Origin of the sequence: Promicromonospora sp. NPDC057138 (assembly GCF_042670845.1) — a bacterium.
Classification (GTDB): Bacteria; Actinomycetota; Actinomycetes; order Actinomycetales; family Cellulomonadaceae; genus Promicromonospora.
Window position 1 is genome coordinate 1 of sequence record NZ_JBHUUX010000040.1, and the last position, 11,900, is coordinate 11,900.

At 74.3% G+C, this 11,900-nt stretch carries 9 protein-coding genes; 4 read left to right on the forward strand and 5 right to left on the reverse strand.

Annotated elements, in window-relative coordinates; translation table 11 throughout:
- The 5 genes from ACFT2C_RS19440 to ACFT2C_RS19460 all read right to left on the reverse strand — a co-directional run.
- Positions 1–1,771: dipeptide ABC transporter ATP-binding protein (locus ACFT2C_RS19440; RefSeq protein WP_377208719.1), on the reverse strand; the 1,771-nt coding region annotated here is incomplete at its 3' end.
- A gap of 108 nt (positions 1,772–1,879) precedes the next feature.
- Positions 1,880–2,725 (reverse strand): ABC transporter permease, encoded by an 846-nt coding sequence (locus ACFT2C_RS19445; RefSeq protein ID WP_377208720.1) that lies wholly within the window; start codon positions 2,723–2,725, stop codon positions 1,880–1,882.
- The gene (locus ACFT2C_RS19450) at positions 2,722–3,744 is read right to left on the reverse strand and encodes an ABC transporter permease (protein ID WP_377208721.1); all 1,023 of its coding nucleotides are present in this window, start codon (positions 3,742–3,744) and stop codon (positions 2,722–2,724) included. Before ACFT2C_RS19450 ends, ACFT2C_RS19445 begins: the two co-directional genes overlap by 4 nt.
- A gap of 15 nt (positions 3,745–3,759) precedes the next feature.
- Positions 3,760–5,427, reverse strand: coding sequence for an ABC transporter substrate-binding protein (locus ACFT2C_RS19455; protein ID WP_377208722.1), 1,668 nt, complete (start codon positions 5,425–5,427; stop codon positions 3,760–3,762).
- Positions 5,428–5,516: 89 nt separating this feature from the next.
- Positions 5,517–6,983, reverse strand: a complete 1,467-nt coding sequence (locus tag ACFT2C_RS19460; RefSeq protein WP_377208723.1) for an FAD-binding oxidoreductase — start codon at positions 6,981–6,983, stop codon at positions 5,517–5,519.
- A 231-nt stretch (positions 6,984–7,214) separates the two neighbouring features.
- Here ACFT2C_RS19460 and ACFT2C_RS19465 point away from each other — a divergent pair, with 231 nt between their 5' ends.
- The 4 genes from ACFT2C_RS19465 to ACFT2C_RS19480 all read left to right on the forward strand — a co-directional run bounded on the left by ACFT2C_RS19465 (position 7,215) and on the right by ACFT2C_RS19480 (position 11,822).
- Positions 7,215–8,435 carry a PLP-dependent aminotransferase family protein gene (locus ACFT2C_RS19465; RefSeq protein ID WP_377208724.1) on the forward strand — a complete coding sequence of 407 codons (1,221 nt, stop codon included), beginning with the start codon at positions 7,215–7,217 and terminating at the stop codon, positions 8,433–8,435.
- 143 nt (positions 8,436–8,578) lie between these two features.
- A complete protein-coding gene (locus ACFT2C_RS19470; protein ID WP_377208725.1) occupies positions 8,579–9,154 on the forward strand; it encodes a flavin reductase family protein in 576 nt (191 codons plus the stop codon).
- Between the two features lie 35 nt (positions 9,155–9,189).
- Positions 9,190–10,392 (forward strand): nitrilotriacetate monooxygenase, encoded by a 1,203-nt coding sequence (locus tag ACFT2C_RS19475; protein WP_377208726.1) that lies wholly within the window; start codon positions 9,190–9,192, stop codon positions 10,390–10,392.
- Between the two features lie 11 nt (positions 10,393–10,403).
- A complete protein-coding gene (locus ACFT2C_RS19480; RefSeq protein WP_377208727.1) occupies positions 10,404–11,822 on the forward strand; it encodes an NtaA/DmoA family FMN-dependent monooxygenase in 1,419 nt (472 codons plus the stop codon).
- The last annotated feature ends 78 nt before the right edge of the window (positions 11,823–11,900 follow it).

Here is an 11,900-nt window from a genome sequence, read left to right on the forward strand (position 1 = left end):
GGGTCGGTACCTCGGAATACCGACCACCTGACGTTCTGCCGACCGCCCGGGGCTCGGCGGGACGCGCCGGGATGGAGTCCAGCAAGTTCCGCGTGTAGTCGTGGTCCGGGTGGGCGAAGATCTGCTCGACCGGGCCGGACTCCACGACCCGGCCCTGGCGCAGCACAGAGACGGTGTCCGCGAGCTGGCGCACCAGGGCCAGGTCGTGCGACACGAAGACGTAGGTCAGGCCCAGCTCGGCCTGCAGGCGCACGAGCACCTCCACGATGTCGGCCTGCACCGTCACGTCGAGGGCCGACGTCGGCTCGTCGAGCACGAGGACCTCGGGGCGCAGCACGAGCGCGCGGGCGATCGCCACGCGCTGCCGCTGCCCGCCGGACAGCGCCGCGGGACGCCGCGACAGGAGGTGCTCGGCCAGGCCGACGGCGGCGAGCGCCTCCCGCACCCGGGCCGCGCGCTCGCCGCGGCCGCCGATCCGGAACCGGTCGAGCGGCTCGCGCACCAGCCGCTCGACGCGCCAGGTCGGGTCGAGCGACGTGAACGGGTTCTGGTAGACGAGCTGCAGGTGGCGCCGCAGGGTACGGAGCGCGGTGGCCGAGCGGCCGTGGACCGGATCGCCCGCGACGAGGATCTCGCCGTCGTCGGCGTCGCCGAGGCCGAGCAGGAGGCGCACCGCCGTCGTCTTGCCCGAGCCGGACTCCCCCACCAGCGCGTGCGTGGTGCCGGGCGCGACCGCGAAGGACACGTCCTGCAGGGCCGTGCGGCGGCGGCCCTCGACGGTGAACGACTTGCTGACGCCGCGCAGCTCGACCTTCGCGTCGCCCTTCGAAACCGCGTCCTTCGGCAGCGCGTCGCTCGGCGCGGCGTCACGCGGCGCGGCGGCAGCACCGGAGTCGCCGGAGTCGGCGGCACGAGCCGCGCGGCCCTCCCGCAGCGCGCGGTAGCGGTCCGGGTTGAGCGCCGGCACGTCGGCCTGGAGCTCGCGCGCGTAGCCGGAGCGGGGCGCGGCGAACACCTCCGCCGTCGGCCCCGCCTCCTGGACCGCTCCGTCCCGCAGGACGACGAGCGAGTCGGCGCGCTCGGCCGCGACGGCCAGGTCGTGCGTGATGAGCAGGAGGCCGATGCCGAGGTCGGACCGCAGCTCGGACAGCAGGTCCAGGATCCGCTTCTGGATGGTCACGTCCAGGGCCGACGTCGGCTCGTCCGCGACCAGCAGCGCCGGCCGCGGGAGCACCGCGAGCCCGATCAGGACCCGCTGCAGCATCCCGCCCGAGAGCTGGTGCGGGTAGGAGTCGTACACGCGCCGGGGGTCGTCGAGGCCCACCTGCGCGAACGTGTCCAGGATCAGCCGCCGCCGGGTCCCGGCGTCGCGCTCGCCGGTCAGCGCGGCGGCCTCCTGCGCCTGGGCGCCGATGGTCAACACCGCGTTGAGCGAGCTGCCCGGGTCCTGCGGCACGAACCCGAGCGACCGCCCGCGCAGCGGGCGGAACCGCCGCTCGGGCAGCGCAAGGACGTCGCGCCCCTCGAACTCGACCCGCCCGCGAGCCGCGCCGCCGTCGGGCAGCAGACGGAGGAGGGCACGGGCGATGGTGGACTTGCCGGACCCGGACTCGCCGATGAGCGCGAGGCTCTCGCCGCGCGCGAGCGAGAAGCCCACGCCGGAGACGACCTCGGCGGGGCCGTAGGCGACCGACAGGCCCTCGACGCGCAGCAGCGCCGGAGGCTCGTCCGCGGCGACAGCGGCGGCGGGTGCGGCGGTGGTCACGGTCATGGTGGCGCTCCAGGGGTGGCGGGTGGGAAAGGGCCAGCGGGTGGGAAAGGGCCAGCGGGTGGGAAAGGGCCAGCGGGCAAAGGAGACAGTCAGGAGGGGCGGGCGGGGTCAGTCGGTCCGGCGCAGCCAGCGGCTGACCCGGTTCACGGACAGGACCGTCGCGACCACGACCAGGGCCGGGGCGTAGACGAGCCACGGGGCCGTCGGGTAGTCCTTGCCCGACGAGACGAGCAGGCCCCAGTCGGACGCCGGGGGCGGGTCGCCGTAGCCGAGGAACGCGAGGCCGGCGATGACGAGGATCGACAGGCCGAACTGGAGCACCGCCAGCGCGAGCAGCGAGCGCGAGGCGTTGGGGAGCACGTGCCGCAGCAGGACGTGCGTGCGCGAGCCGCCCTGCAGCACCGCGGCCTCGACGAACACCGCGCGGCGGGTCTTGATCACCTCCGCCCGCATCACCCGGGCGAACACGGCCACGGCCGAGACGCCCGTCGCGATCGCCGCGTTGACCGTCTCGAACCCGAGCGCGCTGACGATCACCACCGCGAGGAGGAAGCTCGGGATCGCGAGGAGGACGTCGACGATGCGGGCCAGGACGACGTCCGCCCAGCCGCCCGCGGAGCCGGCGACCAGGCCGATCGCTCCCCCGACGACGACGCCGATCGTCACGGCCACCAGCGCGCTCGCGACCGACGAGGCCGTGCCGTGCACGACCCGGGAGAACAGGTCGCGGCCGAGGTGGTCGGTGCCGAACCAATGGTCGGCGCTCGGGCCGAGCAGCTTGTCGGCCGGGACGCCGTTCACCGGGTCCTGGCTCGCGAACACTCCCGGCAGGAGCGACCACAGCAGCACGACCAGCAGCACGGCGAACGAGAGCAGCACGGTGGGCGGAACGGCTCGCGGCCAGGCCCGGGCGGCGTCCGCCCGCCACGAGCCGACGACGGTGGCGGCGGTCATGAGACGCTCACCTGCCTCTCCAGGGTGAGGTCCGGGGTGGGGTGATCCGGCGCCTCCGGCGCGGCCTCCCGGGCGGCCGCCTCCGGCCGCACCCGCGGGTCGAGGAGCGGGTAGACAAGGTCGGCGAGCAGGTTGACGACCACGAACACGACGGCGGCGAGCGAGACGACCGCCTGCAGCACCGGCAGGTCCTGCGTGGAGACGGACCGCTGCACGAGGCTGCCGACCCCGGTCCGCCCGAAGATCGTCTCGGTGATGAGCGCGCCGCCCAGGAGCTCGCCCACGGTCAGCGCGACCACCGTCACCACCGGCAGCGACGACGGCTTGAGCAGGTGCCGCGCGAACAGCCGGGTCTGCCCGAGCCCGCGCGACCGGGCCACCGCCGCGTACTCCTGGTGCGACTCGTGGTCCAGGCCCGTGATCAGCACCTCGGCCACCTGGGCGGAGACCGGGATGCCGAGCGCGACGGCGGCGAAGAAGGTCGCCCAGGCGCTGTCGGGCTCGATGACCCGGAACAGCCCGAGCTGGAACGCGAAGACCTGGATGAGCAGCAGGCCGACCACGAAACCCGGCACCGACAGGAACAGGGACGGGAACGCCCGCAGCACCCCTTGGCCGTACCGCCGCGGCAGGGCCTGGGTGCCGTAGGCGATGGCGAAGGCCAGGACCAGGGCCACCGCCAGGGCGGACGCCGCGAGCGCCAGCGTGGAGGGCACGACCTCGGCGACCAGCCGGTCCACGGGCAGGTTCGAGCGCAGCGAGACGCCGAGGTCACCGACGACGAAGTGCGACAGCGACTGCCAGAGCTGCACGGCCACGGGCTGGTCCAGGCCGTAGTAGGCGACGATCCGCTGGATCTCCTCCTCGGTGAACCCGTTCTCGGGGTTGCGGAGCGTGTTCGTGACCGGGTCGCCGGGCAGCACGCTGATCACCACGAAGGTGAACACGTACGCCAGCAGCACGACCACCACGGCCTGGGCCAGTCGCCGGCCGGCGAATCTGAGGTAGCTCGCGTTCATGGCCGCCTCACCCCGTCAGTCCTCGAGCCACGCCGCGGCGTAGCTGGCGTAGGCGACGCCGTTGTAGGTGACGTCGTGCAGCTTCGGGTTCTGCACGTAGATGCGCTGCACGATCTGGGTCAGCGGCGCGAAGTAGGCCTGGTCCAGGAGGTACGCCTGGAGCTCGTCGACCGCCTTCGCGCGCTCGTCCAGGTCGGTCGCCCGGGCGACGGCGTCGCGCAGCTTGTTGGTCTTCGGGTCGCTCTCGCCCAGGCCGAACCAGTCCTCGCCGTTGTCGGCGTCGGTGAGGATGCTCGCCACCGTGCCGACGTCGATGAAGCTGCGCGTGACCTCGTAGTTGGACAGCGCCGTGTTGTTCGAGACGCGTTCGCCGAACGTGACGACGTCGTAGGCCTGGATGTCGACGTCGAAGCCGAGCTTGCCGAGCTGCTGGGCCACGAGCTCGTCGATCGCCTTCGACGTGGCCAGGTACGGGTTGGGGTAGAGCGTGAGCTCGAGCCGTTCGCCGTCCTTGGTGCGGACGCCGTCGGCGCCCTCGGTCCAGCCCGCCTCGTCCAGCAGGGCGGCGGCCTGCTCGGGGTCATAGGCGAACTCGCCGGAGTGGTCGGTGGCCTCGGGGACGTTGCTCTGGATCACCGACTTCGCCGGGGACCAGTCCTCGGTGTAGACGGTCGAGAGGATCTCGTCGCGGTCGATGCCGTGCTGGAAGGCCCGGCGGACCTTCACGTCGTCGAACGGGGCCACCCGGGTGTTGAGCCGGTAGCCGTTGACGAAGCCGAGGTAGCGCGGCACGGCGACCACGAAGCCCTGGTCCTTGAAGGAGTCGAGCTCCTGCGGCGTGGCGTTGTAGGCGACGTCGGCCTGGCCGGACTGGACGGCGCCCGTGCGGGTCGCGGACTCGGCGACGAGCTTGTACGTGATCGAGTCGAGGTAGGCGGGACCGGTGTGGCCCGTGGCCTCGGGGCCCCAGTCGTAGTCCGCGCGCTTGGTGAGGACCACGCTGTCGCCCTCCTTCCAGGAGTCGACGACGAACGGGCCCGAGCCGAGGTCGTTGGACAGGTCGGCCTGCTCCTCGGCCGGCAGCGCGAGCGTCTTCGGCGAGATGAGGATCGAGCCGTGGTAGCCGAGGGTCGGGACGAACCCGAGGGTCGGGGCCTTGAAGTGCACCTTCACGGTGGTGGCGTCCACGGCCTCGGCGTGGTCGTACGTCTTGGGGAACAGGCCGACGGGGCTGATGCCGTCGTCGGGCCTGCCGAACGCCCACACGTCGAGGTTCGCGACGACGGCGGCGGCGTCGAGCGGGCTGCCGTCCGAGAAGGTCACGCCGTCCTTGAGGTGGAGCGTGAACTCGGTGGCGTCGTCGTTCTGCTCCCAGCTCTCGGCGACCCATGGGCTGACCTCGCCCTGCTCGTCGACGTAGACCAGCTTGTCCGCGACGTGGTTCCAGATGTGGCCCTGGAAGCTGGAGATCGAGCTGTTGTTCGGGACCCAGGTGTCGCCGAGGGAGTCGATGAGGAAGACGATGTCGCCGCCCTCCCGCGGTTCGCCGGTGCCTCCGCCCGACGCCGCCGGGCCGCCGGCCGCGCAGGCCGTCGCGAGCACGAGGGTGGCGAGGGCGCCGACGGCGGACTGGATAGCCCGGCGCGGACGCCCGGCCCAGTGGCCGGCACGCGTTGTGGTCATCGGTGTCTCCTTCAGGTGGGGTCTGGCAACTGGCGCGGACGGTAGCGAGCGGATCGCTCAGGTCCAGGGCTCAGGCCGGACTTCTCACACTATGAGACGCCATTCTGAGACACGCCGTCGCCGGCCCCGGCGGGCCGGGCGAGGAACCCACCCGGCGCGAGGATCCCGCCCGGGTCGAGGACCGCCTTGATCGCGCGCTGGAGGGCGAGCTGCTCGGACCCGAGCTCGTCCTCGAGCCAGGGGCGCTTCGCCGAGCCGACGCCGTGCTCCCCGCTGATCGTGCCGCCGTGCGCCAGCGCGGCGCGGACCAGGGCGTCGGCCGCCTCGTGGAGGCGGGCCGGCGGCACCGTCTCGCCGGCCAAGCGCGGCACGCTCAGGCCCGGGTGCAGGTTGCCGTCCCCGGCGTGCGCCACGGCGCTCACCTCGACGTCGAACCGGCGGCCGATCTCCTCGATCTCCTCCAGCACGGGCACCAGCGCCGAGCGCGGCACCGCCACGTCCTCGCCGACGGACCACAGGTCGTCGCGCCGGCCGCGCCCCGTGCGCCGCAGCTCGTAGTAGCGCGCGCCCTCGGCGTCGTCGAGCACCTGGGCGTGCAGGCCCGCGGCCGACAGCGCGTCGGCGAGCGCCGCGATCTCGGCGTCGGCGCCGGGCCCGTCCGTGCGCACGAGCACCAGGCCGCCGCCGTGCCGCCGCACGAGGTCGGTGCCGCTGTGCGCGTCGATGTTCGCGAGCGTCGCCCCGTTCAGCAGCTCGACGGTCGACGGGCGCACGCCCGAGCCGGTCACGACGCCGACGGCGCGCCCGGCGTCGGGCAGGCTGGGTACCGACACCACGAGCGTGCGCACCACCGTCGGCGCGGGCAGGAGCCGCAGCGTCGCGCCGACGACGATCCCCAGCGTCCCCTCGCTGCCCACGATCAGGCTCACCAGGTCGTAGCCGGCGACGCCCTTGACGCTGCGGTGCCCGGTGCGCAGCAGCGTGCCGTCCGCCAGCACGACGTCCAGCGCCAGCACCGACTCGCGCGTCACGCCGTACTTGACGCAGCGCAGCCCGCCCGCGTTCGTCGCGATGTTGCCGCCGATGGTGGAGGTCTGCGACGACGCCGGGTCCGGCGCGTACATGAGGCCGTGCTCGCGCGCGGCGACGTCGACGTGGTCGGTGATGGCGCCGGGTCCGACGACGGCGACCTGGTCGTCCGGGTCGATCCGGATCCCGCCCAGGCCCTCGGTGGACAGGACGATCCCCCCGGCGGGCGCCGTCGCGCCGCCCGAGAGGCCGGTGCCCGCGCCGCGCGCCACGAGCGGCACGCGGTGCGCGCCGGCGATCCTCGCGACGGCCTGCACCTGCTCGACGCTGCGCGGGACGACGACGGCGGCCGGGGGCCGGGCGGCGCGCAGGCCGGTGGTGTCGGAGCGGTAGGGCTCCACGTCGTCGGGGGCCGTGAGCACGTCGGCCGGGGCGAGGTGCTCGCGCAGGGCGGTGACCAGCTCGGACGTGGTTGCTGGGTGGGCGGCGGACGCCGAGTCCTCGGCGGGCTGCGTGGTTGTCGACATGACGCGGTTCTACGAGCCGCATCCCGGCGAGTCAACGGTCCGCTGCCGCGTCTCGAATCCTGGGCGGCAGGCCGGGGCGAGGTGTCCAGGGACTGAGAAGTTCCGCCCAGGCCATGGTGTCCGGGGCCGCGTGCCTTATACCTGCACGCCGTACCCGCCCTTCCTGCCCGCCCTTCGTACCCGGCCCGCAGCACCCGGCCCGCCGGACCGGCCGCATCCCGAGGAGTCGACATGACGCTGACCGAACCGACAGTCCCCCACTCGCCGGCGCAGCCGGTCCCCCTGGTCCCGTCCGAGCTCGCGCGGGGGCTGACGGTCCCGCACGGCTTCGGCGACCAGAGCCTGCTGTCGCCGCGCCCCGACGCGATCCGGCTGCTCGGCGGCATCCCCGACCCGTCGGCGCTGCCGCTGGACGAGCTGCGCGAGGTGCTCGGCGAGGTCTGGGACGACGGCGGGGCCGCCGCGTCCCTGCAGTACTCGGGCTCGCACGGGTTCGAGGGGCTGCGCGGCTGGATCGCCGAGCGCGAGGGCGTCGACCCGCGCCGGATCCTGATCACCAACGGGGGCATGCACGGCCTGTCCCTGACGGTCCAGGCGCTCGTCGAGCGCGGCGGCGTCGTCGCCGTGGACAACCCCGCCTACCCCCTGTTCCTGCGCACCCTGGAGCTGGTCGGGGCCGGCACGCTGCCGGTGCCGGTCGAGGCGGACGGGCTCGACGTCGAGCACCTGGCCCGGCGGCTGGCCGACGGCGCGCGCATCGCCGCCGTCTACACGGTGCCGGACTTCCACAACCCGTCGCAGGGCACGCTGTCGGCGGCCAAGCGGGCGGCGCTCGTCGAGCTCGCGGAACGGTACGGCTTCGTCGTGATCGCCGACGACCCGTACCGGGAGCTGCGCTTCGCGGGCGAGGACCAGGGGCGGCGCGTGTTCTTCGACTCCGCGCACGTGGTGCACGTCAACACGTTCACCAAGACGCTCGGGCCGGGCCTGCGCCTGGGCTGGCTCGTGCTGCCGGACCACCTGGTCGACACCGTGCTGCGGCTGCGCAACCGGCAGGACTCGCACTCCTCGACGTTCGTCCAGACGCTCGTCCAGCACCTGCTGGTCAGCCGCCCCGGCTGGTTCGACGCGACGCTCGCGCGGGCGCGCGAGCTGTACCGGCACCGCGCGGAGGTGCTCGTCGCCGAGCTGCGCACCCAGCTCCCCGGGCGGCTGACGATCAAGCCGCCCGAGGGCGGCTTCTTCCTCTGGCCGCGCCTGACGGACGACGCCGTCGACCCCCGCGAGCTGCACGCCCGCGCCGCAGCCGGGGGCGTCGACTACCAGCCGGGCGAGTTCTTCGCGACGGGCCCCGGCACGGACTCGGTGCGCCGCCTGCGGCTCGCCTACGGCGACCGGACCGACGACGAGCTGCGCACCGCCGTCGGCCGGCTGGCGAAGGCCTTCGGGTGAGCCGCAGCCCCGGGGGGGGCGGTCCGGATAGTGAGAAGTCCCGGCCGGATCCTGGTCATCTGCCCGCACGCGACCTATACCTCCCCACGGCCACCCGCCCGCCGCGCGACCACCACGCCCACCACGCTGCGAGGAGCTTTCCCATGACCGCACACCCCGAAGAGAACACCGACCTGTCCGCCCTGGAGGACCTCTTGGCCCAGCAGGACGAGCCCCAGCTCAGCCCCGACGAGTTCAAGGCGGTGTTCCGGAGCCACCCGGCCGGCGTCGCCGTCGTCGCGCTCCGGCACGAGGACCGGCCCGTCGGGTTCACCGCGACGTCCGTCATCTCGGTGTCCGCGGCGCCGCCGCTGCTGGCGTTCTCGCTCGCCGCCACGTCGTCGTCCTGGCCGGCCGTCTCCCGGGCCCGGACGCTGGCCGTCAGCTTCCTGGCCGACCACCAGGACGACGTCTCGGCCCGGTTCGCCACCAGCGGCATCGACCGGTTCGCCGACGGCGGCTGGACGCCCCTGCCCACGGGCGAGCCCGTGATCGACGGCGCCGTGTCGTGGTTCCGGGCGCGCGTGGTCCAGCGGACGCCGGTGGGCGACAGCTACCTGGTGTCGCTGCGGGCGCTGGAGTCCAACGTCAAGGCCGGTCGGGCGGACGGCCGGGCCGCATCGCCGCTGGTCTACCAGGACCGGACCTACCACCGGATCGGCGACGACACCGCGATCTGAGAACTGCCAGCTCCCCTGCGACCTCGGAGGACCCGTTGCCCGCACCACTGCCCTCTTCGCCCTACTCCTCGCCCTTCTTCGTGGGCCTCGACGCCGACGGCGCCGGCGCCCACCCGGCGTCCGCCACCATCGTGGGCCTCGCAGGCGCGGACCTCGTGTCCGGCGCGCGGCTGGCCCGCGCGGTCCGGCAGGCCGAGCACGCAGGCCTCACCTTCGTCTCGTTCGCCGACGCCCTGCTGCCGGTGGTCGCCGGCTCGCCGGCGTCGGCCCGGCTGGATGCCGTGACGCGGGCCGCGTTCGTCTCCCGCACGACGACGGCGATCGGCCTCGTGCCGCAGGTCCCGACCACCTACCCCGAGCCGTTCCACGTGGCGGCCCAGCTCGCGTCGCTGGACATCGCGGCGGCCGGGCGTGGCGGCTGGATCCCGTCGGTGACCCGCGACGCCGTCACCGCCGACGCCTACGGCCGCCCCGCCGTCGGCGACGTGGAACGCGAGGCGCGCGACGTCGTGCAGGTGGTGCGCGACCTGTGGGACTCGTGGGAGGACGACGCGGTGGTGCGCGACGTCGCCACCGGCCGGTACATCGACCGCGACCGCGTGCACTACGCGGACTTCGTGGGCGCGAGCTTCTCCGTCAAAGGGCCGCTCATCACGCCCCGGCCGCCGCAGGGGCAGCTCGTGGTGCTCGCGGCGGACGGCGACGTCGCGCCCGCCATCGAGCGCTCGGGCCTGGGGCAGGTGGGCGAGGCCGAGCAGCTCGTGGACGTGGCGCTGGTCGGCGGTTCGGACGTCGCCTCCGTGCGAGACGCCGCGGCTGCCGCGCGCGAGCGCTCCCCGCTGGCGGGTGTCGACCTCGAGGTGGTGCTCGACGCCGAGGGACGCACCGGCGCGGACCGGCTCGCCGAGCTGGACGCCTCGACGCCCCGAGGCGCCCGGTCGCCGTGGGGCACCGGAGCGCTGCGCTACGTGGGCGACGCCGCCGGGCTCGTCGCGCTGCTCACCGAGCTCGCCACGCCCGGTCCCGACGGGCGACGACCGGTCGACGGTGTTCGGCTGCTGCCCGCCGTGCTCGACGTCGACCTGCCCGCGCTCGCGCGCGACGTCCTGCCCGCCCTGCGCGCGGCCCGCCTCGTCGCGGCGCCCCGGCCGGGCGCCACGCTGCGCGAGTCCCTGGGGCTGCCGCGTCCCGCCAACCGCTACGACGTGCGCGTGCCGGCCGGCGCGCCGAGCGCCTGAGGAGAACCGCCATGACACGTCCTGTTACCCACCCCAACCTCCCTGTAACCCGCCCCGACCACCCCAGCCGGCCCGACGCCCAGGTGCACTTCGGCGTGTTCTTCCAGGGGGTCAACCACACCACCATCTGGTCCGACCCCGAGTCGGGCTCGCAGACCGACTTCGCCACCTTCGAGCGCGTGATCCGCACGGCCGAGCGCGGCCTGTTCGACGCGTTCTTCCTCGGCGAGGGCCTGCGGCTGCGCGAGACGCGGGGCGCCCTGCACGACCTCGACGTCGTCGGCCGCCCGGACGCCATCACGCAGCTCGCGGCGCTGGCCGCGATCACCACGCACATCGGCCTGGTCGCCACGCAGAACACCACGTACAACGACCCGGCCGACCTGGCCCGCCGCCTGCAGAGCCTGGACGTGCTCTCGGGCGGGCGCGCCGCGTGGAACGTCGTGACCACGGACAACGCGTGGACCGGGGCGAACTTCCGCCGCGGCGGCTACCTCGACCACGCGCTGCGCTACGAGCGGGCGCAGGGACAGCTCGACGTCGCCCGGCAGATCTGGGACGCGTTCCCGGATGCCGCCGACGGCGCCGGTTCGGGCTCGCCCGGGGGCACGGACGCCGCCGTCGCGCACGTCTCGGAGCACAGCGCCCTGTTCGACGTCGAGCTCGACCCGACCACGCCGCGCAGCCCGCAGGGCCACCCCGTGATCTTCCAGGCCGGGGACTCCCCGCAGGGCCGGGACTTCGCGGCGGCCAACGCCGACGTCATCTTCTCGCGGCACGGGGCGGTGCTGGCCGACGCGCTCGAGTTCGCCGCGGACGTCCGGCGTCGGGCCGTGGCGGCGGGCCGGCCGGAGGACGACCTCAAGATCTTCCCCGGCACCGGCATCATCGTCGGCGATACGCCCGCCGAGGCCGAGGAGAAGGCCCGCTGGGTGCGCTGGAACCAGGTCACGCCGGCCACGGCGCTCTCGATAGTCGGCAACATCTGGGGCGAGGACCTGTCGGGCTACGACCCCGACGGCCCGCTGCCCGCGCACGACCCGGTGGTGGAGGAGCTGGGCGGCGAGCGCGGGTCGGCCACCACGGGAGCACGGACCCGCGAGGTCGCCGCGCAGTGGCGGGCGCTGGCCGAGGCCGAGCACCTGTCGATCCGCGAGCTGGTCGTCCGTAACAGCAGCGAGCGCGGCTTCGAGGGCACGCCGGCCGCGGTGGCGGAGGACCTGATCCGGTGGGTCCGCACCGGCGCCGTCGACGGGTTCAACATCAGCCCGTGGATCGTGCCGTCGGGCCTGGACGACATCGTCGACAAGGTGGTCCCCGAGCTGCAAGACCGCGGCGCGTACCCGACGTCGTACGCGGGCACCACCCTGCGCGACCACCTCGGCCTACGGGCGCCGCTCCCCCACCGCGCGACCGTCGGAGCGGCGTAGGGGGCTTCCGCGTTCGTTGGGGGGGGGGTTGGGGACCCAGGGGGGGCGCAACGAGCCACACCGAAGGCCGGAACCCCC

Coding starts and splice junctions, on each gene's coding strand:
- ACFT2C_RS19470 (WP_377208725.1), top strand. CDS start 8,579: ATGACCGCACACCCCGAAGAGAACACCGACCTGTCCGCCCTGGAGGAC.
- ACFT2C_RS19460 (WP_377208723.1), bottom strand. CDS start 6,983: ATGTCGACAACCACGCAGCCCGCCGAGGACTCGGCGTCCGCCGCCCAC.
- ACFT2C_RS19455 (WP_377208722.1), bottom strand. CDS start 5,427: ATGACCACAACGCGTGCCGGCCACTGGGCCGGGCGTCCGCGCCGGGCT.
- ACFT2C_RS19465 (WP_377208724.1), top strand. CDS start 7,215: ATGACGCTGACCGAACCGACAGTCCCCCACTCGCCGGCGCAGCCGGTC.
- ACFT2C_RS19480 (WP_377208727.1), top strand. CDS start 10,404: ATGACACGTCCTGTTACCCACCCCAACCTCCCTGTAACCCGCCCCGAC.
- ACFT2C_RS19445 (WP_377208720.1), bottom strand. CDS start 2,725: ATGACCGCCGCCACCGTCGTCGGCTCGTGGCGGGCGGACGCCGCCCGG.
- ACFT2C_RS19450 (WP_377208721.1), bottom strand. CDS start 3,744: ATGAACGCGAGCTACCTCAGATTCGCCGGCCGGCGACTGGCCCAGGCC.